Annotated in this window: 16 protein-coding genes; 6 read left to right on the top strand and 10 right to left on the bottom strand. The window is 46.5% G+C overall.

Going from position 1 to position 21,712, the window contains the following annotated elements; all coding sequences use genetic code 11:
• Positions 1–4: 4 nt before the first annotated feature.
• From QZ918_RS02410 to QZ918_RS02400, 3 genes are all read left to right on the top strand, one after another.
• Positions 5–517: an inorganic diphosphatase gene (locus QZ918_RS02410; RefSeq protein WP_293152463.1), complete on the top strand. Its 513-nt coding sequence runs from the start codon at positions 5–7 to the stop codon at positions 515–517.
• Between the two features lie 550 nt (positions 518–1,067).
• A complete protein-coding gene (locus tag QZ918_RS02405; protein ID WP_293330635.1) occupies positions 1,068–1,976 on the top strand; it encodes an MBL fold metallo-hydrolase in 909 nt (302 codons plus the stop codon).
• A gap of 73 nt (positions 1,977–2,049) precedes the next feature.
• Entirely contained in the window at positions 2,050–2,616 is a 567-nt protein-coding gene (locus QZ918_RS02400) for a diheme cytochrome C (RefSeq protein WP_293330632.1), read from the top strand.
• Positions 2,617–2,818: 202 nt separating this feature from the next.
• On the opposite strand, the gene QZ918_RS02395 is transcribed toward QZ918_RS02400, so the two are convergent.
• On the bottom strand, positions 2,819–3,955 hold the full coding sequence (locus tag QZ918_RS02395; RefSeq protein ID WP_293152453.1) for an RNA-guided endonuclease InsQ/TnpB family protein: 1,137 nt from the start codon (positions 3,953–3,955) through the stop codon (positions 2,819–2,821).
• A gap of 175 nt (positions 3,956–4,130) precedes the next feature.
• The gene (gene ppc / locus QZ918_RS02390) at positions 4,131–7,250 is read right to left on the bottom strand and encodes a phosphoenolpyruvate carboxylase (RefSeq protein ID WP_293330629.1); all 3,120 of its coding nucleotides are present in this window, start codon (positions 7,248–7,250) and stop codon (positions 4,131–4,133) included.
• Positions 7,251–7,511: 261 nt separating this feature from the next.
• Between ppc and QZ918_RS02385 the strand changes: the two genes are divergently transcribed.
• Positions 7,512–8,846, top strand: a complete 1,335-nt coding sequence (locus QZ918_RS02385; RefSeq protein WP_367275179.1) for an RNA-guided endonuclease InsQ/TnpB family protein — start codon at positions 7,512–7,514, stop codon at positions 8,844–8,846.
• 266 nt (positions 8,847–9,112) lie between these two features.
• Here the strand turns inward: QZ918_RS02385 and QZ918_RS02380 are convergent, their stop codons facing one another.
• A complete protein-coding gene (locus QZ918_RS02380) occupies positions 9,113–9,337 on the bottom strand; it encodes a hypothetical protein (RefSeq protein ID WP_293330626.1) in 225 nt (74 codons plus the stop codon).
• A gap of 457 nt (positions 9,338–9,794) precedes the next feature.
• On the opposite strand from QZ918_RS02380, the gene QZ918_RS02375 reads away from it, so the two are divergent.
• Both QZ918_RS02375 and QZ918_RS02370 read left to right on the top strand, forming a co-directional pair.
• Positions 9,795–13,382: a hypothetical protein gene (locus QZ918_RS02375; RefSeq protein ID WP_293330623.1), complete on the top strand. Its 3,588-nt coding sequence runs from the start codon at positions 9,795–9,797 to the stop codon at positions 13,380–13,382.
• 229 nt (positions 13,383–13,611) lie between these two features.
• The gene (locus QZ918_RS02370) at positions 13,612–16,473 is read left to right on the top strand and encodes a zinc-dependent metalloprotease (protein WP_293330620.1); all 2,862 of its coding nucleotides are present in this window, start codon (positions 13,612–13,614) and stop codon (positions 16,471–16,473) included.
• Between the two features lie 255 nt (positions 16,474–16,728).
• Here QZ918_RS02370 and QZ918_RS02365 read toward each other — a convergent pair whose 3' ends face one another.
• The 7 genes from QZ918_RS02365 to QZ918_RS02335 all read right to left on the bottom strand — a co-directional run bounded on the left by QZ918_RS02365 (position 16,729) and on the right by QZ918_RS02335 (position 21,707).
• The gene (locus tag QZ918_RS02365; protein ID WP_293330617.1) at positions 16,729–17,070 is read right to left on the bottom strand and encodes a XisI protein; all 342 of its coding nucleotides are present in this window, start codon (positions 17,068–17,070) and stop codon (positions 16,729–16,731) included.
• Positions 17,058–17,474: a XisH family protein gene (locus QZ918_RS02360; protein ID WP_293330615.1), complete on the bottom strand. Its 417-nt coding sequence runs from the start codon at positions 17,472–17,474 to the stop codon at positions 17,058–17,060. The genes QZ918_RS02365 and QZ918_RS02360 overlap by 13 nt, the downstream gene beginning before the upstream one ends.
• 60 nt (positions 17,475–17,534) lie before the next feature.
• On the bottom strand, positions 17,535–18,323 hold the full coding sequence (locus tag QZ918_RS02355; RefSeq protein ID WP_293330612.1) for a DUF4058 family protein: 789 nt from the start codon (positions 18,321–18,323) through the stop codon (positions 17,535–17,537).
• Positions 18,324–18,379: 56 nt separating this feature from the next.
• On the bottom strand, positions 18,380–19,003 hold the full coding sequence (locus QZ918_RS02350; RefSeq protein ID WP_293330609.1) for a Uma2 family endonuclease: 624 nt from the start codon (positions 19,001–19,003) through the stop codon (positions 18,380–18,382).
• Positions 19,004–19,136: 133 nt separating this feature from the next.
• Positions 19,137–19,343 carry a hypothetical protein gene (locus tag QZ918_RS02345; RefSeq protein WP_293330606.1) on the bottom strand — a complete coding sequence of 69 codons (207 nt, stop codon included), beginning with the start codon at positions 19,341–19,343 and terminating at the stop codon, positions 19,137–19,139.
• Between the two features lie 43 nt (positions 19,344–19,386).
• A complete protein-coding gene (locus QZ918_RS02340) occupies positions 19,387–21,066 on the bottom strand; it encodes a tetratricopeptide repeat protein (protein WP_293330603.1) in 1,680 nt (559 codons plus the stop codon).
• On the bottom strand, positions 21,063–21,707 hold the full coding sequence (locus tag QZ918_RS02335) for a CHAT domain-containing protein (protein ID WP_293330600.1): 645 nt from the start codon (positions 21,705–21,707) through the stop codon (positions 21,063–21,065). Before QZ918_RS02335 ends, QZ918_RS02340 begins: the two co-directional genes overlap by 4 nt.
• Positions 21,708–21,712: the final 5 nt, after the last annotated feature.

Below are 21,712 nucleotides of genomic sequence, written 5' to 3'. Positions count from 1 at the left end.
TATTGTGGACTTATCGCTAATTCCGGCACAGCCGAAACCAGGACTGCTTAACGTCCTGATCGAAATTACCGCCGGTAGCAAAAACAAATACGAGTTTGATAAAGAGATGCAAGCTTTTGCACTCGATCGCGTGCTCTATGCCTCAGTTCAATACCCTTGCGACTATGGCTTCATACCCAACACCTTAGCCGATGACGGTGACCCCCTCGACGGCATGGTGATGATGGACGAGCCCACATTTCCAGGGTGCATCATCGCGGCCCGCCCGATCGGAATGCTGGAAATGATCGACGGAGGCGACAGAGATGAAAAACTGCTGTGCGTTCCCGACAAAGACCCCCGTTACGCTCACTATAAGTCCCTCAAAGACGTAGCCCCACACCGCTTGGACGAAATAGCCGAATTTTTTAGAACCTACAAAAATTTGGAGAAAAAAGTGACCGAAATTCTGGGTTGGCAAGATGTCGATCTAGTAATGCCGTTAGTCGAAAAGTGCATCGCAGCCGATCGCAAATAGGTTCCAAGCGCCTGCATCCTCGACTGCAACCCCAGTAACAATTCAGGAAGCCGAACTTAATGCAACCGATCCACGTCTAGGACGTGCAGTCGAGGAGGGGGGTGGCTAGAATCTAAAATCATTGGTGAATCCCCAGTCACCGGAACGGGATTCCTCAAAGAGCCACCCCCGGCACAATCTTGAAAAAAATCCTAGTCATAGAGTAAGATTAAGCGCAAATTCTCAGCAAGCGGGCGAGTGCGTTCTACTTTTGAGGAAAATTTACCCGAATACTGACATCAACGCTATCTTAATCTCAGGACAGTTCCGCACGCCGGGCAGCCCACAGGGTGCAAAAATGGTCTCTAAAGCGTGATATCTGTTACAGCAACCGATCGCGCACAGGTTGAGGCTTCTAACAACCCAAGTGTTCGGTAAGTCTGATTTCCGAGTTTGGTACTCGGATAGTTTCCTATAAAGCGTTTTATAGTACGGATTGCTAAAAACAAAACACTAAAAACTAAACACTAAGATCTCAACTCCCAAGTTCCTGCGCCCAAACCTAAAAAAGATGCCAGATTCCGCACCCTCTCAAACCACTCCAGAGCCTTCCGATCAGAAAGCCAGTATGGAAAATAGTCCTTTGACCGAGTTTGTCGTTCAGTTTTGGGGCGTGCGGGGCAGCATCGCCACCCCCGGCAGCAAAACAATTCGCTACGGAGGTAATACCTCTTGCGTAGAAATGCGCCTGGGGAAAAAACGCCTGATTTTTGATGGTGGCACCGGTCTGCGAGTTCTGGGCCTCAACCTGCTGCGACAAATGCCGGTCGAAGCCCATATGTTTTTCAGCCACACTCACTGGGATCACATTCAAGGATTTCCATTCTTTACTCCTGCTTTTATCCCGGGGAACTGCTTTCACATTTACGGAGCGATCGCCCCCAACGGCACTACAATCAAACAGCGTCTTGCCGATCAAATGCACCACCCCAATTTTCCAGTCCCCATCCAGGTGATGCAGTCAGACCTCAAATTTAACGATTTGACGCCAGGGGATATTCTCGAACTCGACGATGTGAAAGTGGAAACGGCCCTGCTCAATCACCCCAATACTGCGATCGGATATCGAGTCACCTGGGAGGGACACACGGCCGTCTACTGCACCGATACAGAGCATTTTCCCGATCGGCTGGACGAAAATGTAGTACACCTAGCTCGCGACGCAGACGTGCTGATTTACGACGCCAACTACACCAACGAAGAGTATTACGACTTCAAAAACCCAAAAGTCGGCTGGGGACACTCAACTTGGCAAGCCGGAGTAGAAATAGCGAAAGCTGCGGGAGTCAAAAAGATCGTGATGTTTCACCACGATCCGGGTCACGACGACAATTTTCTCGATCGCGTCGAAGCAGACGTGCAGGCAGCATTCGCCAATAGCTGCTTGGCCCGCGAAGGCATGAGCATACCAGCGATCTAGAAAACCCATCCATGCGGGCTGGGAAAAAACTCCTCCAGACCGCAGAAATTAGCAGGCAGAATGCAGAAACAGAATGAATCACGAAACTCCCCCCAAGTATCGCTCTCGTGGCTTGCGGGGGCTTTACTCAACATTGCTGGTGTTGATAATTGTCTGCTGTACAGGAGGCGGATGGGTGGCAGCCCAGACTGCGAGCTCCAACACTCCAGCGCGACTTGCTCAAGTGTCTGCTATTGAAGATAATGGCACTGTCGATCGCATCCCCGAACGCTATCAACTCGGACAGCAACTCTACCTAGAAAACTGCGCCACCTGTCACATCGGCTTACCCCCGCAAGTATTGCCAACAGAAACCTGGCGTCGCTTGTTGCAAGATTCCCAACACTACGGACAAACATTGAAACTCCTAGTAGACCCGCCCCGGTTGCTAGTGTGGAATTACCTGCAAACTTTTTCCCGGCCCGAAGGCAAAGACGAAGAACTAGCTTACCGAGTCGCGAGCTCTCGCTATTTCAAAGCTTTGCACCCCAGAGTCAAGCTGCCACAACCAGCAAATATCAGCAGTTGCGTTACTTGTCACCCCGGCGCGTCTAAATACAATTTCCGCCAGCTTACCCCTGAGTGGGAAAATTCCCCGTAAGGAATCTTAAGTTCTTGATTGAGGAAAATCAGAATTCAAGTCTGGGCGATCGAACCACTGAAATGAGGGCTAAAGTCTGAACGATCAAACCGTGTAAAATATGTTCTTGACACTCACCGCGCCCAAGCGACGGTGATTCTTAGATCCTAGACCGGACTTAAATCAAGAACATTGCTGCACCAGATCCAGAGATCCAATCTCCCTAAGCGTTTACTGTATCGAGTACAGAAGTTCCGACGTGCCCCGTCGTACCTATCCCGCGATTAAGGATATTAATTGCGGCATTACGATCTCTATCCATTTCACATCCACACTTACAAGCATGGGTTCGAGTGGATAGAGATTTTTTAACGACTTCCCCACAATTACTGCATTCTTGACTGGTGTATGCAGGATTTACCGCGATGGTAATCCGACCAAACACTTTCCCAAAGTATTCTAAGAACACTCTGAACTGATACCAAGAAACATCGCTAATTGATTTTGCCAGACAATGATTTTTAATCATGTTAGACACTCTCAAATCTTCATAAACTACTACATCGTTTGATGTGATTACGCACCTGGCAAGCTTAATTGCATGGTCTTTACGCTGTCTACTTATTTTGAGATGTCGCTTACCTAAAATCACTCTAGCTTTGCGGCGATTTGACCCACCCTTGACTTTCCGACTTACAAGACGCCCGGCACGTTTCAACCGCGTTTCACCTCTACGCAGAAATCTCGGATTATCAACCATTTCACCATTTGAATCAGTATAAAACTCTTTCAAGCCCACATCTAATCCAATTGTTTTTCCTGTCATTGGAACAGTTTCTAATCGGTCTACTTGAATGCAGAATTGGACATAATATCCATCTGCTCGTTTAACTAACCGTACCCTTTTAATCTGGTCTGGTTGATAGAAATTAAGATCGCGAGTACCTTTTAACTTCAGTCTGCCAATTCCACACTTATCGGTAAAGGTGATTGATTTTCTATCGAATGAGAGCTTCCAAGAATTAGTTTTGTACTCAACAGAACGACAGTCTTTCTGGAATTTAGGAAACCCAACTCTTTTGCCTTTAATGCCTTTTTTGACGTTTTCATAGAATCGAGAAATACTAGCCCATGCTCTTTCCGCACTAGCCTGTCGGGCCATCGCACCTAACTTATTGGCAAAGTCAAATTCTTTTGCCCAAATCGCACAATATTTAGAAAGATCGAACCAAGATTTAGCATCACCATCCATCCACAGTCGGATCGATTTGTTGCGAATGAATTGACAAATTCTAATCGCTTCATCGACTCCCTGGAATTGATCTGGTTTTGCGTAAGCCTTGAATTCGAGAACGAGCATCTTTGTTTCCTCCTGTTCCTATGATAACACATTTATCATAGAAACTCTCTATTCTCTCCAGAAATATGGAGAAATTCCCCCGCTTAAGGGGGAGGCTCTAATCCCAATTTTCTGGTAGTGAAGACTTTAGTCCTCAGAAAAAGCAGGACTGAAGTCCTCACTACAAACCTGTTTTTTAGCCTGTATTCCGCATCCCTGCGGCAATACCATTAATCGTCAGCAGAGCTCCTCGCAACAACTCACCCTTGCTGTAACGCGAGTGAATTACCCCAGGTACTCCGCCAGTACCATGTTGCCGCAAGCGCTTCAGCAGCGAAACCTGCAACAAACCCAAAGGCACAATTGTGGCATTTCGTAATTGCACAGAACGCTGAAGCGATGGATCTCCATCCAACAAACTCTGGTGTCCGGTAATAGTTAAAACCAAATTACGAATCAAGTAGAATTCGGCAGCAATTTGCTCGAATAAAGCCTTAAATCGCTCTCTGTCTGCCGGTAAGGCCAACTCCTGCACGTAGTGTTCTGCAATCTGCAAATCCACCTTAGATAATGTCATTTCTACCTTGGAAATTACCATTCTAAAAAATGGCCATTTCAAGTAGAAATACTGCAAAAGTTTCATGTGTTCTTCCGGTTCTTCCAGCAAATACTCTTGTAAAGCTGTGCCGACACCGTACCAAGAAGGCAGCAAAAAGCGGCTTTGAGTCCAGCTAAACACCCACGGAATTGCTCGCAAACCGCTGATGTCTTTCTTCCCGCCGCGACGGGCTGGGCGAGAACTAATTTGCAACTGACTGATTTCTTGAATCGGGGTAACGTGGTGGAAGAAATCTACTAAATCTGGCTGTTCGTAGATTAAATTACGGTAGTGCGATCGCGATTTCGCCGATAACTCTTCCATAATCTCATTCCAAGAGTCGATGCCATCGAAACCTGTGTGCAGCAAACTAGCTTGAATTACCGCCGCCGCCACGGTTTCTAAATTGTAAAGCGCCAACTCCGGCAAAGAATATTTAGAAGCCAAAACTTCGCCTTGTTCGGTAATCTTAATTCGCCCGCTGATACTCTTTCCGGGCTGAGCCAAAATCGCTTTGTAAGCAGGCCCGCCGCCGCGCCCTACCGAACCGCCACGGCCGTGAAAAATTCGCAATTCTACTTCGTGCTTTTCCGCAACCATTTGCAAAGCTTTTTGAGCTTTGTGGATTTCCCAATTGCTGCTGAGGAAACCCGAATCTTTATTACTGTCCGAATAGCCCAGCATCACCTCTTGCAATTTGAGTTTTCGGATTGGACAGTCTAGATTTTGTTCGCTTTCTTTTGCTGTTTGTTGGGCGTATCCTCCGGCTAATAAAGCTCGATAAAGTGGCAGTTCAAATGCCTCCTGCATTACTTTCGGCGCTTTTTTCAAGTCTTCCACTGTTTCAAACAATGGGACTACTTGAATGCTGCTAATTCCTGTAGCTGGATCGTAAAGTCCTGATTCTTTTGCTAGCAACAAAACCGCCAGCATATCGCTGACATCGTGGGTCATGCTGATGACGTAGGTTTCGCAAATTTCCGGGCCGAACTCCTGGTGCATTTGCCGCAATATGCGGAAGGTATTAATGGTCTCGCAAGTTTTGGGAGAAAATGGCAATTCTGCGGGAATTAATGGGCGGCGAGTTTGCAGTTCTGTTGCAAGCCATATCACTCGATCGCTTTCTGACATTTGATTGTAAGGCTTGGGCAAAATTTGCAAGTATTCTGCAATTTCGCTCAAAGCGTCGGAGTGTACTGTTGACTCTTGGCGGATATCTAGGTAAGCCAAGTTAAATCCGTAGATTTCTATTTGACATAGCAGATTTTCTAAGTCCCGACAGCTTAAACCGGTTTCGGTTAAATTGCGCTCGATGAGCTGCAACTCGGTCAAAAACTCGGTTCCCGATCGATAAAGGCCGCTCATTCCGGGATGTTCCGACAAGGCTTCGCGCTCCCGCTGCAACTCGTCTCCTTTGTAGAGGCGCCAGTTGCGATCGCGCGTATTTTCCAGTCGCTGGAGTACGTAGGCGAGTTTCAACCGATAGGGTTCTTGACGGTAGCGGATCGCCCACTGCTCGTAAACCTCGGGAAATTCTGATTTGTCGCGATCGAGCGATTCGAGCAATTCCGGCAATACGTCGCTCCAGTGCAGCGACAAACTCAAAAGTTCGTTCAACCGCTTCACTGCATTGATGTACTTGCACAGCACTAAATGGCGTTGATAGCAAGCAGTTTGCCAAGTAACTTTTGGGGTGACAGAAGGATTGCCGTCTCTGTCGGAGCCCACCCAAGAACCGAATTTGCAAAAATTGTAACTAGGTGGTTTCAGGTAAGGGAAAGAAGCGTGCAGCGCTTGCTTTAAACGTTGGTATAGCTCGGGAATAGCATCAAACAGCACTTCGTCGAAGTAGTGCAGGGTGTACTCCACCTCGTCAAGTACAGTCGGTTTGAACTGGTGCAGTTCGTCAGTGCGCCACCAGAGGCGAATTTCTTCCATCAGTTGCTCTTGGAGAGCCGCAGCTTCCCAGGAAGACACCGGGTAGGGGCTTTCTGAGTCGGCCCCGAGTACCTGAAATTTCTCGTCAACTTGGTCTAGCTTTTGGAGAATCTTCGCCATCCGCCGCTGCTTAGTGCGGATCGTGTTGCGGACAATTTCCGTCGGGTGGGCGGTGAATACTAAGCGGATATCTAACTGATCGATCAAGCGCTGGATTTGCTGGCTGGGTACGTTCAAGCGCAGTAGCATCGGGAACAGTTGGTGAAATGTTCCGGCGTCTTTGGCGATCGCCTCGCTGCTGTCTACCTTGCTCAGAGCTGTTTGGGCGGGGCCTTCCCTGTGCCGCGGGCGATCGGGCGCATCCGTTGCTTGTCCCGGCAGCTTAGCAAACATCCGCCCGCCAGCATCGTTGCTGCCAGTGTAAGCTAGCTGTTGGTCTCGCTGTTCGTAGTGCTGTTCGACAATGTTGATTAACTGAAAATACAGTGCAAAAGCGCGAGCGGCGCGGATGGCGGCGTTGAGATCGAGCTTTTCGATTAGCTGTAGGACATTCGACTCGCGAAAGTGAGTGGCTTGTCCCTCGGCCGAATTGACCGATCGCATTTGTTGGAGCAAATCCACCAATTCCTGCCCGCACTCCTGTCGCAGCACCGATTCCCACAAGTCCTCTACTACTTTGAGGCGATTGCGCAGAAACAGGTCTGATTTTGAGTAAGGGGCAGAATGGGAAATAGATGGTGTATCAATAGCCTGTTCTGAAGACTGGAGGACTGAACTCATCGGGCTGTTCCTCAATAGCTGCGGGTATCTAGAAAATTGTATTGTTTAGGTTGATTCGCCGCAAGTCCGATACTATACCTGTACTCAGGTTAGTGTCGGGATGGATAGGCGGGTTAACGTAGGAGGGCGAGTTGACCAAATCTGAGGATGATCTTGTTCCTAATTGTAGTAGACCTCTTGCAAAATAATTTTCAGATCTAATCAAAAGTTTTGCTTTAGTTGATTAAGCATCTCCCAAACAGCCTGTGAATAACAGGCAGGATGCCTGTTCCACAATTATGGGAGATATTTAATTCAAAACTTGTGATTATAACATATATTTTTTTGGCAAGATGTCTAGTATTATACAATAGTAAAAGCAGCAAAATAATGAGATTTTCTTACCAGTACAAACTACGCCCAACAAAACAGCAAGTTATTGAGCTTGACAGATGGTTAGCCATGCTGTGCGCTCAATACAACTACCTGTTGGCCGATCGATTTAACTGGTACGAACAGAATCGTTGTCCTATCAATGCTTGCCCTCTTGTTTGCCATCTCCCCGAACTAAGAGATAATCCCGATTATTACTCGCAGAAAAGGACGCTCCCTCAGCTTAAAAAGACTCACCCCTGGTATGCTGAGATTTACTCTCAGGTTTTACAAGACATTGTTAAGCGGGTAAAACTGACATTCGATCGCTTTTTAAAGGGTGATAGTAATGGCAAGCGTAGCGGTAGACCAAGATTCAAGGCACGTAACCGTTACCGCACTTTTACTTATCCCCAAATAAAGGATGGGTGCTTACAAGGCAACCTGATTAACTTACCGATGTTTGGGAAAGTTAAAGTTATATTGCATCGCCCAATACCTGATGGATTTAAGCTCAAAACGATATCCATTACTAAAAAAGCCGATGGTTATTATGTAACTCTGAGTCTAGAAGATGCAACATTTCCTGAAATCCAACCAGGCTTTAACCCAAATAAAATTACTGGTATCGATCTTGGTTTAAAGGAATTCTTGACAACTTCTGAGAACGAAACGGTTGCAATACCTCAACATTATCGTCAAGCACAAAAGCGTTTAAGAGTTATTCAAAAACGTGTTTCCCGTCGCAAAAAAGGAAGTAACCGCAGACAGAAAGCGGTTAAGCAATTGGGCAAGCAACACAAAAAAGTTGCAGACAAACGTAAAGATTTTCACTTTAAGACTGCGAGAAACTTGTTGAAACAATACGATGTTATTGCAGTTGAAGACTTGAATGTAAAGGGTCTAGCTCGTACAAGATTGGCTAAATTTGTGTTGGATGCTGGGTGGTCAAGCTTTCTAGAAATACTGACAAATAAAGCCGTAAATGCTGGTTTATTGGTGGTGATAGTAAGCGCTCACAATACCTCACAAGATTGCTCCAATTGTGGTGGGAAAGTACCTAAGAAGCTGCATATTCGTTGGCATGACTGCCCTCACTGTGGGTGTAGTCTCGATAGAGATCATAATGCAGCAATAAATATAAAAAATAGAGCGGTAGGGCATTCCGTTCTTAAAGCCAAGAGCCTCCTAAGCAATAGCCGGATTGTCTTGGAAGCCTACACTGTATGCGAATCATCAGTGTAGGAGTATGTCACTTTCACCTAAAACATTTTTATTTGCAGTCAAATTTGAGACATCTTGTACAATTTGCGATTTGCGCTTGCGGATGACTCATGACGATCGTGGTTTGGACTACCGGGCCTGCCTTTCCTGGTGTTTTGCAACTAATCTTGCGATGCGAAACCACTGATGGAGAAGCTGGAAGCAATGACAAATTGTAACAGCACGGATTCTACCGGCTGTCAAGCTTTTTGGTCAAAAAATTTAGCGTTGAACTGGCCTTGAGATTGCTACTCCTGCGAGTGAGGAAAGTTGAGTACCGGGAGGCGCGAACCCCGAAAGACTTCTTCGCTTTCAATGCCGATCGAGTTCACAAACTCAGCAGCAGCTTTGGCAGCCAGCAAGCCGCCCAGCATGGGTAAGGCGGCCAAGCTCAATAAAATATCTGAGGGAATTGGCAATTTTGGACTCTGAGGTGTTTGAGTTTTGGGCAAGTCTTGGTTTTCCGACGGCATAGCTCCCTCCTGCGTTATTCAGTATCCTTAGTTTACAGGGGAAATAAGTCAAATAGGCTGCCCTCTGCCGAATGCTTTCTGAGATTAAATCCGGTGATATCCGATTGACATCCTGCCAGGGACTATCCTGGCGGAACCCAGCGGGGATGCTCGCACTAACGACATTCCGAAAATTATTATAATTCCGATGCCAGCCGAATGACTAATGACTAATGATTAATGACTAATAACTTGGGTTAAGTTGGTCTAATTGTGCCAGAATACATTCGAGGTATTGTCTAAAACAGTATTGCCCAAAGAATCCCAGCCGAGGGGATACAGAACTCGCCAGGAAGCCGAGGAGCAGTTAAATCGGATCCATAAAGTTCGGCTCGGTAAATAAAATAATTGTGTCTAAAACCTGTAAACTGTGCTATCTGTAGAAGACAAAACCAGCTTTGACGAAATTTAAAGTCCCATGTTGAATGCGAACGGGAGTATATTGGCAGACAATCGATCGCCCGCATCGCAGTGGGCGCAAAAAGCTTTGGGACTGCCCGAGGTACAGGTACAAGCGCGTTTGCGCGGAAATCACCTGCATATTTTGTGCGAAGCGCAATTGTGTCCGTCTCAGGAATTGGTGACGGCGAGATTTAAAAGCGCGATCGAACAAACTGATTTAACGCGACTCCTGCCCGATCGAACTAAAATCTACCAGTTGTTTCTGTGCGGCCGCAAACTCGGTTCCCGACAAAATGACTGGACTGTCCGGCTCGATTGCAGCGGCAAACAGCGACAGCCACAGCCACAGCCACAGCGACGGGAACCGGAACCGGAACCAAAAGTTTCCGAAATGCCACCACCAGCGAGTCCCCCCGACAGCGAACCGCCAACAAGTCGTAAAAAAGGCGGACTCTTCGACAGATTCAAAAATGAAAACCGCAACCTCAAACTAAAAACAGCACAGGTAGAAACCCCGGCACCAATGCCTCAGGTGCGGGAAGAAATGGATTTTGATACCGAAAGTTTCCCCACGGCCTCCCGGATTGAATATCCAGAAGTTTTTGAAACTTCTCCGGTGACGATCGACACTTCGGCAACGCGGGAAGCTTTCAGTCCCCCCGTTTCTGCGCCAGCACCGCAAACATCCACGCAACAGCAGGCAAGTCGCGGCGCGGTGGCCTTGATTCAATCCCCCGAAACAGGCTCGGGTGACAGTGATGGCGGCGGCACTTTGACCGTTTCAGCGGAAACTTTGGCGCGGCGGGGCTATCCAGATGCGATCGCCAGCTATCTCAGCGAAATCCTCGGGCCGATGGGTGTTTCGGTGAAAGTCAGCATTCGCGAAAAAGAAGTCAAAAGCAGCCGGGAAACCCAGCACCCCAATACACCACAACTTCTCAAGTCCAAGGAAAGACGGCTGTTAGTGCTGTGCGAGTCAGCCTACAGCCCCGAACCCTCCTTGCTGGCAGAACCGATCGCCGCTAGGCTGCGGAAACTCCAACTAGAGGACTTCCGGGAAGCTGCTATAGGCAGCCAAGTTGCAGGCGAATCGAAGCCGGACTGGGTGCTGCGAGTCGATTTGACGCCACCGGACACAATTCTCAAGGAATGGGCACGCTGGGGAGACGTACAGTCGATCGCCAAACTGCTCAACCAACACTTGGCGACATCAACAGTCGAAGTGCGAGCCACTCTCAAAGAAGCAACTCTGCACCTGTTTTGCAGCAAAACAGTCAAAAAAGGACAAAAATCCAAACGACAAGAATACCCTGACAAACAGCAAACCACCGATGCGATCGCCCCTTTGTTAGCATCCTTCGCGCCCCAAGGCATCCGTGCAGCTACCCTCTACGGCGTAGAACCGGCCAGCGACAGCACAACCGAGCCGGAGTCGCCGGTATGGATCGACTGGATCGACTTACCAGCAGCCCACCACCCCGACTTAGCTCCCAACCCGAGGATGTTGGCAGCCGAGGGCGATCAATTGGCCTTGACTTTTTTGCTCAATAGGTTTCTCAATCCCAATCTCAACCGCAAGCTGGAAACCGGAGGGATTCGGGCTGTGGCGCTGCACAAAGCCAACGTGCTCCACGTCATGACTGAAGCTCTGACTTGCCCTCCTCAGTCGAAGGTAGGCCCGTCGGTGGCTAAATTCTTGCGGCAGTTACAAATTCCGGGAGTGGCAGGGGTGCGGGTATACGGGCGCCGCGCCGGTCAGAAAATGCCTTTGTGGCGCTACGGTATCGATCTCAAAATGGCGGTTGACGGGGAATTAGCACCAACAACTTCATCGGCTCCCTCGCAACAGGCTGTTTTGGAAAAGGAAACGGTGCCGGACTTTGCGCCGTCGGCGGCGGATGGAAGTTTTTCTGCTCTGGGCGATAATTTGGTGTTCGATGCTCCTGCACCCGACTCCTCGCGGCCGCGCTTCAAAATTAGACTCCCCGGTTACCAGTTGGGCGAGCAATTGGTTCAAGCTGTGGTGCAGCCGCTTGTTGCTTCGGGTTTGTTTGTTCCCAACGACGCTTTGTCAATGAATGCTGCTGCGCCCGGTGGCGTGAGAGCCGATCGCGCGGCGGGCATGGCTTTGATTTGGGCGATCGCCGGCTGTCTGCTGACCTTCAATACCGATTGGTTGCTGGGTCTATTTCTTAAATCTGCGACGGTTAGTCAGGCTCCTAGAGCCTCCGAAGTTTGCAGGGGCCCAAATTGTCAAAATTTATCCCCCAAGCCTCAGCTCGACGTTGAAGCCTCTCTCACGAATCCTGACTCTCCCTCTCCTTCTTCCCCTTCCTCTGGGCTCCCGGTTGCCGAGTCTCAAGAGGTGAATTTGCCTCAAATTCCGTTGCAACCATCGCCGTCCGCGAGCGGGGAAGAGGCTTTCAACGGTTCTGGGTTTACAAAACCGGGAAATACTAGCGTGCCTGTAGCTGATGTTTCGGCTGCTCCGGTGTTTCCGAGTTTGAGGAGCGAGCAGCTTGACGAGCAGATTGCGCGCTACCAAGAGTACATCCGCCAGCACAAAAAACCGCCGGATATTCTCATAGTGGGGAGTTCTAGGGCGCTGCGGGGCATCGACCCGGCGGTGTTGGAAACGGCTTTGGCTGCTGGAGGCTATCCAGGGCTGAGGGCTTACAATTTTGGGGTGAACGGAGCTACTCTGCAAGTGGTAGATTCGATCGTCCGCCGGATTTTGCCACCGCAACAATTGCCGAAATTGCTGATTTTGGCGGACGGGGCGAGGGCTCTCAACAGCGGGCGGCCGGATTTGACTTTTAGCGCGATCGCCTCTTCTGAAGGTTACAGGCAATTGGCTCGGGGTAGTTTTCTGATCCGCACCAATCCATTAGAATCCCCAACATCTAAGGAAACTGCCAAAAATCCGATCGCGACTGCTGGTGAATTGGTGCACAATTTGGAACAAAGTCAAGCGAATGTTCAACAATTTCTGAGTCAAAAGTTGGTGGATACTTCTGCAACTTACAAAAAGCGCGATCGGCTGAAAGGATTTTTGCGATCGATCGCGAATCCAGCAGCCCCTGTTGTCACCGAAAGCCCCCAAATCGCAGCCGACGACGATAAACCAACCGCTGAAAACGCCCAGCAAACTGCTGCGGGTAAAGCACCCAGCGAGTTTCAACCAAACGGCTTTTTGCCGATCGACATCCGCTTCAATCCCGATACTTACTTTCAGAAACACGCCAAAGTATCTGGATATTACGACACCGACTATCAAGATTTTAAATTGACAGGGGAACAAACTGTAGCGCTCAAAAACACGATCGAATTTACCAAAGTTCGCAACATCAATCTCGTGTTTGTCAATATGCCTCTGACTGCCGATTATTTAGATCCGGTGCGGACAGGTTACGAACAAGAATTCCGGCAATATATGCAACAATTAGCAGCTCAAACCGGACTAATTTTCCGAGATAATAGTTTATTGTTGCCCCAAGCACGGGAATCTTTTTCTGACCCCAGCCACCTCAACCGTTACGGTGCTGTTGCAGTTTCCAAGCGGTTGGCTCAAGATCCGATGATTCCCTGGCCTGTGAAGAAGTAGAGTTACTCGCTTCCTGGTAGCAGAATCTCGCTAGATGGATAGGGAAAAATTTATCAGCTACTGCTAAGCGAGAAATTGTCTGTTATGTTCGAGGGAGAGAGGGGAGAAATACGAGTTGTGGATGCCCATATCAGAAACCGGGTTTCTTCGTAAACTTCTCGTTTCTCATCGCAAAATTTTCGTAGAAACCCGGTTTCTAGCCCCCAAACGCATCAGAGAAAGAAACTGTATGAAAAGATTGGTATTTCCTGAAAATAGCAAAAATAAACAGATAAAAAGTCCCAGAAAAAATCTGGCTTTGATATTTTTCATACTATCTCTAGCTTTTTTCCTGTTTAGCTTGTATAAAGGTTTATTTTTACCTTTTGCTTTATCAACTCCGCCACCCAGCAGCGAACAACAAACTTTGCAACCCTTCGAGGAAGTCGTCAAAAACGCGCAAAAGTTTGAAGGACTGTTTACCCTTTACCGCAATCTGGCAACTAATAAAGTTTATCTAGAAATTAAACCGCAACAACTGAATAAAAAGTTTCTGTGTTTCGTCACATTGGCATCAGGTTTGGGGGAAGGGGGAATTTTGAGCGGATTGCCGATGGGCGATTTCTTGTTTCAACTGCGGCGAGTCCAAAATAAAGTCGAGTTTGTCATACCGAATATCAATTTTCGCACGCGTCCGGGCGACCCGCAAGCGGGTTCGGTGGCAAGGGCATTTAGCGAGTCGATTCTCTATTCTTTGCCACTCAAAAGCCTTCATCCGCAAAGACAAACTCTACTGATCGACTTAGGCGATTTGCTGATGAGCGAAAAGCGCGACTTACCGGGGGTTAAAGCGATTTTGCCGGCGATTTTGGGCGCTGATTACTCGATCGATGAAGACAAATCTTATTTTAAAGATGTGAAAGCGTTTCCGCTGAATGTAGAAATTGCTTCTATTTACGGTTTTTCCAGCGATAATGACAGTGCAGTTAACTATTTACCTTCGATTCCTGACAGTCGGGCATTTAACCTCCGCATTCACTACAGTTTCTCGGAAGTGCCTCTCAATAACGGCTACCGCCCCAGACTTGCAGACGAGCGAGTCGGCTATTTTCTGACAGCATATAAAGACTTTTCGGACAAAAGCAGCCGGGAGCCTTTTGTTCGCTATATCAATCGCTGGCATTTGCAAAAGCAAATCCCGACGGCGCCGATGTCGCCTCCGGTGCAGCCGATCGTCTTTTGGATTGAAAATAATGTCCCTCTAGAATACCGCAATGCAATTCGCGAGGGCATTTTGGAGTGGAACAAAGCTTTTGAAAAAGCAGGTTTTACTGAGGCAATTCAGGTCAAACAAATGCCGGACAATGCTAAATGGGATCCGGCTGATGTCCGCTACAATACTATTAGGTGGTCTAGTTCTTTTGAGTCGGATTTTGCCGGACTCGGGCCGTCTCGTACTAACCCGCTAACCGGGGAAATCTTGGATGCTGATATTTTGTTGGATGCTAATATTGTCCGACTAATCAAACAGGGATATCGGTCTTTGGTAGAACAAAATCGATCGCTAGCGAGGAGTTTTCAAGGCCGAAACGGCTCTAATACCAATCCCTGTCAATTCGGAATGTACTCTCGCTATTTGCCGATGCTCGAAAATGCAGATTTAGGCAAAAGCAGCGGGGAGAATTCTCAGGGTAGAATTGTTGATGATTTGCCGACTTTGGTGGAAAGATATCAAGAGCAAAAGCGATCGCCCTTATCGCGCTTGATGCTGAGTTCGGATATGTGTTTTGGGTTAGAATCGAGCCGGCAATTTGCGATCGGGGCAATGTCGATGTCGCTGCTGGACAATGCAGCGCCTAGCAGTCCGGTGCTCGAGAATTATGTTAATGATTATATCCGAAATTTGACTGCCCACGAAGTCGGTCACACTCTCGGTTTGAGGCACAATTTTCACGGAAGTACGATGCTGCAACCGGAGGATTTGAACAATACCCAGATAACTCGCGCCCCCGGTATGGTGGCGTCGGTGATGGATTACCTGCCGGTGAATTTGGCACCGCAGGGAACTGTACAGGGCGATTATTATCCCACCATTGTAGGGGCTTATGACGATTGGGCGATCGAGTACGGTTACAAAGTTCTTGGTGGCGCCAACCCCAACAGCGACTTACCAGCGCTGCAACAAATTGCCAGTCGCGCGGGGGAACCGCAATTAGCTTATGCGCCGGATGAGGATACTGTTGACAATCTCGATCCCGCTGCAAATGCCTTCGATCTCAGTAACAATATGCTGAGGTACTCGCAATGGCAATTGGATAATGCTAAGGCAATGTGGAAGCGTTTAGAAAAGCGAATTCCGGCTGGGGAAGACGGTTATAACGAACTGCGAGTGATGTTTGATTCGGTGTTCGGGTATTATTTTCAGCAGGTGATGAATGCTACTTTGTACGTCGGCGGACAGTCGTTTAGTCGGATTCGCCCGGGCGATGCGAAGGGAAAATTGCCGTTTGTGCCGATCGAACTTTCGCAGCAAAGAGAAGCATTAGCAACATTGGATAAGTACGTTTTTGCACCGGATGCGTTCAGTTTTGCGCCGGAGTTGCTGAATAAATTAGCGCCTGCGCGCTGGGAGCACTGGGGAAGTCCGGCTTTGGTGTTTCCTCTAGATTACCCGATCGGCGATCGAATTACTTTTATGCAGCGATTTGTGCTGCGAGTCTTGCTATCTCCAGTGCGGCTGGCGAGACTGCGGGATGCGGAGTTAAAATCAGCCTCCGAAAGCGCTTTGAAATTGCCAGAATTGTTCGATACTTTGCAAAAGGATATTTGGAAAGAGGTTTTGCAGCCGGAAAAGAAGATGCAAATTTCGACTTTTCGGCGATCGTTGCAGCGAGAGCATTTGGCAATTTTAATCGGAATGGTGCTGCGAAAAACCAGTGCACCTGAGGATGCGCGCACTCTGGCGTGGTACGAGTTGCGGCAGTTGCGGGAGGGTTTGAGCAAAAGTATTCGCAATCTGGACAAGAATGCGGATGCTTATACGCAGGCTCATTTGGAGGAAACGCGCGATCGAATTTCTAAGGTTTTGAACGCACAGATTCAGTCGAATTAAGTCAATAAAGTTTTCAGGGCGGGCTTTCCGGCCCACCCCAACGGGCACCTTACCCGTTATTTTGATAAAAAACCCGGTTTCTTGATTTGGAATGCCTAATATCAAATCCGGTAGCATCGTCTTGTATTCATCTCTCCATTCTCTCCCTCTGTGTCCTCTGCGCTCTCTGTGGTTAAATCATTCCGATGCAATCAAAAACGATATAATTTCTGAATATGCGATCGCATAGCTTCTGCTATTTGCCAAGATTAAGGTTCAGGCGATCGCAAATTCAGTGAAGGGGCGCTTACTGGGATGCTGAAAACCTAGAACAATGTCTTCGGGAGGAACTCCAGCATCTAATAACTCGTTGGCGATGCCCTGTTTCGTCCAATCTTCTTCGATCCAAATTTTGTCTTGCTCAATCTTGAGGTAAACTGTCACTCCAAAATCTCGCCGCTTGCCATCCCAACCAACATGAAACCAGAAATAATGGTCGTTTTCTCGATCGAAGGAAACACATTCCTGTACGCCAATTTGATTCGCACCTGCGGCCCAATCTCGATATTCGGACAGTATTTTTTCGATAATTTCGCGATACTGATTTAGCTTATCCATTGCACGATTTCCTGTTCATCTATATTGACAACAAAAATTTTGATTTGACTCGATTGCACCAGAAAATCGATGCCCTCACGCCTGAAAAAATTGTTGTATGTAATGTCATCGATGGCTAGGTAGAGCTCATATTCTGGTGCCGTCTTTTCCACGAGCATTTGATAGAGCTTATATCTGCCAACTGCCAGGTGAAAATCGGTCATTAAGGAGCGCCCTACAAAACATTCGATATTAACAACAATTTTATGACCTTCTCGTTCAGCAGCGATCGGTCTTGAATCAGCAATATCGGCAGATAAATCAATATCTTCGCACTGAATTAGATAAGGATCGGCTGCGATCGCCCAATTATCTTTAATCAGAGCTGATTTTACTGCGTCATGGTAAAAATCTCTGGCAGGCATAGGGTTAGATAATCGCTTACGATTGAGTTTGTCAGGAGTGGAATTGCGCTCGACGAAGAACTAAGAGCTCGATCGGCGATCGATTGACAAAACGTCAGTTATCTCTGATTTTAACCAAGGGGATGGTGGATTGCTGTTGTAATCGATGAAATAATCGTATCCCAATTGCTCGTACAGTTCGTCAACCAAGGATTGCAAGTCTAATATCGGTTCAGAATCGGACGATCGCAAAGGCAACAAAAATGCCGGAATGCGATCGCCCAAGTTAAAGGGATACAAATCGGAAATCGGACGAATTTGCGATCGGCTAATCAGGATGCGATAGTGACTCTGAATATCGCCAGTTTCTACAGGTAAGGGAATACCATCGCGAAGCAAATCAATTTCAACCAAATGGGTGAGACTCTCTAAAACTTTCTGCCGTTTTGCGATATATTTTTTACGACCATCTCCGTATTTATTCGCAGGTGAAAGCACTTCGATCGCCGTTACTACTTCTTGAGTCGCAGCATCTTTTACCTCGATATAGGATTGCTGAATCTCTTCTAGCATTGGCACCGTTACTTTAACAGGTTCTGGCAGCGGGCAAACAGCAATAGATCCTTCAAAAATACCTGTATTCGCTGGTGTATTTCTTCGATTTTGCTGCACGCTGACATCTGGTCTACCAATGGCAATTGCTGTCGAACCTGCGATTTTATACACCCATTTATCCGTCACCACGCGATATTTCGGAACGAGTCTGGGAACGAGCGATCGAGCAATTGCTGCCACCAATTGATTGTGGAAATCCGACCAATACTCTGGTTGTTCGAGGTAGGGATTCATTCCAGAAAATGGATTGGGCATGGGAAACTCTCCCGATTTCTGTGGTACTTTTACACCATTGTATCAATAAGTTAACACTAAACTTCTGTCATCGCAATGATTTGAGCGATCGTTAATACCAACTGAGGAAACATTGGAGAAACAAGAGTGGCTTCTCCTTGATATCGCAGTGCCTGATATTCACCATCGATTAAGCGGTTGATCGTCACCGTAGACTGTTTTGGAGAACCAATATACTGAACGCCTCCCAACCCTGCATAATCAACAATCCAATACTCCAGGATTCCTAAAGTTTCATACTCATTCAATTTGATCCGGTAATCATCCCGCCAATTGGTACTAACAACTTCGATCACCAAGGAAGGTGGAATATAGGCAGCAGCAGAGGCAGAACTTTGACGCATTCTGACCCATTCTTCCTTGGCAAATACCACAATGTCGGCTTGACGACTCGATTCACTTTCGCCCGGGATAGCGTTCAATCTAACTTGTTTACTTTGTCGAGGAATGTAGGGAAGGTTCAAGGATTGGCAATGATCCACCAAGAGACGACATAAACCATCGACGACATCTTCATGTTTGGCTGTGGGTTCACTCAGGGGCATGGCAACTCCATTGACTAGCTCGAATGACCTACCAGACTCGTCATCCCAGTTGAGAAATTCCTCGAAGGAAAGGTTTTTTTGGGCGATCGCAATCATTGATATTAACCTTTTGCGTAGGTTGGCTCTCTGTTGTCTGTTTCTAGCTTAACGTGAGGTAGAGAGATAGATCGCTTCTCTTGTAGGGCGCGTTAACGAAGTATACCGTAAACTTTGACACCTCTTCTCGGTGTTACTGTCCGCGTCCTGGTTTGCAATCTACAAAACCTAATGCTTCTGTGTCGAGAAAACTGGCGATCGCCATTTCGATCGTCGCTGCGATCGGATATTCAATTTCCGCAGCACGCGCAATCAAAGCCACTTTAATTCGTTCTGGCAAACGTCCCAAAATAACTTCGGCATCAGTAGGAGAAAGTTGTTCTTGAAGTTTGGCTTGCATGGCATTCACCTTTGGGTTGGAATTTGAACGTTGTACGGGGGGTTCAATGTAATGAATTGTAATATTTAACTGCATTAACAAGTTCCAGAGGGGCTAAAGAATATATTGACTGCCACAAGCTAGGATTAACAACCCACCACCAAACTAAGACCTCAGACTCGTTCGGAGGATTACTCTGTGGATGCCACTTTATATGGTAATCACTTGCTTTTTCAATGATGGTTTCATATAAAGAATTCGCAATTTCTATGCGTTCATCAATATACTCAAATTGGCTGATAGCCCAAATACGTGTTTCCCATGAATAAGCACTAATTTCTAATTCGGGATCGAACCGTTTCGCTGTTATGTATAAGTTGATGGCTTCTCTTAATTTACCCTGTTCCGCAAACTCTCGCGCTTTTTCTAATAAAGAAGAAGCCGATAATTTTTGACTCTCCCGAATTGGATTAAGAGTCAATTCAGGATTCTGTTTTAATGCTTCATTAAATCTATTAATTGCAATATCTGTATCACCTTTAACAGCAAATTGTCTCCCTTGCTCCATACGAAGAGTATCCAGTCCTCTAGCAGATTTTACTTCAGACTTTGGCACAAACATATTGAGGCTAACAGGAAGGGATAGAAGGCTTTGATTATCGTTATAAACCAATCGAATTCGGAATTTATGTAGAGAAGATTTTAGTGCACCAACTCGGATATTAAAACGATCTATATCGCCTGACTTCAAATACTGAGATACAGAAGAACCGCCTCCCTGAACACGGACTTTATAATTATCTCTGTCAACATCAAGTTTTACTGTGTATTGGTATGTTGGTCCACCAGGAGCACCGTAACCACCAGGCACTAACAGTGATATTTCTGAGGAGAATTTTATAGTATCGCGTTTAAAATCACCACTAGCAGTCTTTCCAGTAAAGCAAATTTCTCCAACAGCTATTGCTGCAAATGTTGGTCTTTGAGTAATCTCACTATTTTTAAATATTCCCAAAGCACTCATTAAATTTTTGTATTCTTCATCCTCTTTATTCTCCATAAACTCTTTGATTTTGCCGAAAAATCGTCCCAATTTTGCATGAATAGAGTGATATTTTTCGGTGCGATTATTGAAACCATTAATGAAATCAACATCTACACCTAATTCTTTAAGAACACTTGAAATATCAACATTGACTGAATCGCAAAAGTCACCTATTCTCACTTCATGCTGGTAAGCTCCTTCAAAAGAGATTGGATAACCTTTAGGTACTAAGTTGAATTTAGCTACGGCATCTTGCACTTCTCCCCAACCATCATTTATCAGCCAAAAATGAAGTGCGTTAGGTTCTTCCCCAGGAAGCACTAAAACCGGATAAGGGTCTAAATAACTTTTTTCAACCTCGATAAAAATATCTGTAATATAAATAGTTTTCTCACTGTTATTAACTATTCTCAAATCAAGATTCGGGAATTGCCATTTAAAAAACGGAGGTATAATAAGCACCATGCCTAAGTCAGTTATAGGCATACCATTTTTAAGCTTAGTTAGGTACTCCATTTGAGGGGTTATATCAACTTCTTGATTGTTATAATCAATTTGATAAGTTAGAGTTCTTTCCCTATCTTTACATAGAAAGCCGTCTGTATTACTGATAGCATCTTCACTAAAATCACTGGTAATAGAGATGCTCAAAGCTATATCAGCTTGCCCGGATATTTTTTGATTATATGAATTACTCAAAAAAAAACTTGAGAGGGATCAACTCCATCTTGGATCACAAGTTGTGGAGTATCTTCTTCAGAAATTCCTTGAAGTAATAGAGCCGTTATTCCTTGATCAAAAGCTTCTTTCGCAGAACGACCGAAGCCAACGGCACGATAGAAAGAAGCTGCAAAAGTAATAGCTGCTGAGTCTCCGATCGCAGAATTCATTCCGATCGCGCAATTGATTACTTCAGTAATAGCTTTAGCTTGGACTTCTGAATAGCAAGCGTTAAGGATGACGGCTTGAATATTATCTTTAAGGGTTGTCATCAACGCCTTAAGTGCTTTTGTGCTGACTGCCTTGGGCATCCCGCTGTCATCAGTCAACATGATTTCTCCTGCTTCACTTCCATGTCCACTGAAATGAATAATATGTGGTTTGTGTTCATTGAGTAGTTGAAGTAAGTCATCAGGACGCACAGCCCATGCAGAAATTAATTGTAATGAGTCTCGATACTCTGAAGCACGTATCTTTTGAGTTATGGAACGGATTTCTTCATCTAGTTTCAGTTGAGCAGTCTTAATTGGATTAGCTGCCAGGAACAATACTTTAATCTTATCCATATAATTTGGTTTTTCCTTATTATTAAGTGCTTCGGGATGGATGCGATCGCACACTGACT

This window comes from Microcoleus sp. CAWBG58, assembly GCF_020883045.1.
Classification (GTDB): Bacteria; Cyanobacteriota; Cyanobacteriia; order Cyanobacteriales; family Microcoleaceae; genus Microcoleus.
The sequence above is the reverse complement of the archived record's forward strand: the minus strand, read 5'-3'. Positions and strand labels throughout refer to the sequence as shown.

Bases quoted from the DNA above. Each gene is read 5' to 3' on its own strand.
- QZ918_RS02405 (WP_293330635.1), top strand. From the start codon at position 1,068: ATGCCAGATTCCGCACCCTCTCAAACCACTCCAGAGCCTTCCGATCAG.
- QZ918_RS02400 (WP_293330632.1), top strand. From the start codon at position 2,050: ATGAATCACGAAACTCCCCCCAAGTATCGCTCTCGTGGCTTGCGGGGG.
- QZ918_RS02395 (WP_293152453.1), bottom strand. From the start codon at position 3,955: ATGCTCGTTCTCGAATTCAAGGCTTACGCAAAACCAGATCAATTCCAG.
- ppc (WP_293330629.1), bottom strand. From the start codon at position 7,250: ATGAGTTCAGTCCTCCAGTCTTCAGAACAGGCTATTGATACACCATCT.
- QZ918_RS02385 (WP_367275179.1), top strand. From the start codon at position 7,512: ATGCCTGTTCCACAATTATGGGAGATATTTAATTCAAAACTTGTGATT.
- QZ918_RS02380 (WP_293330626.1), bottom strand. From the start codon at position 9,337: ATGCCGTCGGAAAACCAAGACTTGCCCAAAACTCAAACACCTCAGAGT.
- QZ918_RS02375 (WP_293330623.1), top strand. From the start codon at position 9,795: ATGTTGAATGCGAACGGGAGTATATTGGCAGACAATCGATCGCCCGCA.
- QZ918_RS02370 (WP_293330620.1), top strand. From the start codon at position 13,612: ATGAAAAGATTGGTATTTCCTGAAAATAGCAAAAATAAACAGATAAAA.
- QZ918_RS02365 (WP_293330617.1), bottom strand. From the start codon at position 17,070: ATGGATAAGCTAAATCAGTATCGCGAAATTATCGAAAAAATACTGTCC.
- QZ918_RS02360 (WP_293330615.1), bottom strand. From the start codon at position 17,474: ATGCCTGCCAGAGATTTTTACCATGACGCAGTAAAATCAGCTCTGATT.
- QZ918_RS02355 (WP_293330612.1), bottom strand. From the start codon at position 18,323: ATGCCCAATCCATTTTCTGGAATGAATCCCTACCTCGAACAACCAGAG.
- QZ918_RS02350 (WP_293330609.1), bottom strand. From the start codon at position 19,003: ATGATTGCGATCGCCCAAAAAAACCTTTCCTTCGAGGAATTTCTCAAC.
- QZ918_RS02345 (WP_293330606.1), bottom strand. From the start codon at position 19,343: ATGCAAGCCAAACTTCAAGAACAACTTTCTCCTACTGATGCCGAAGTT.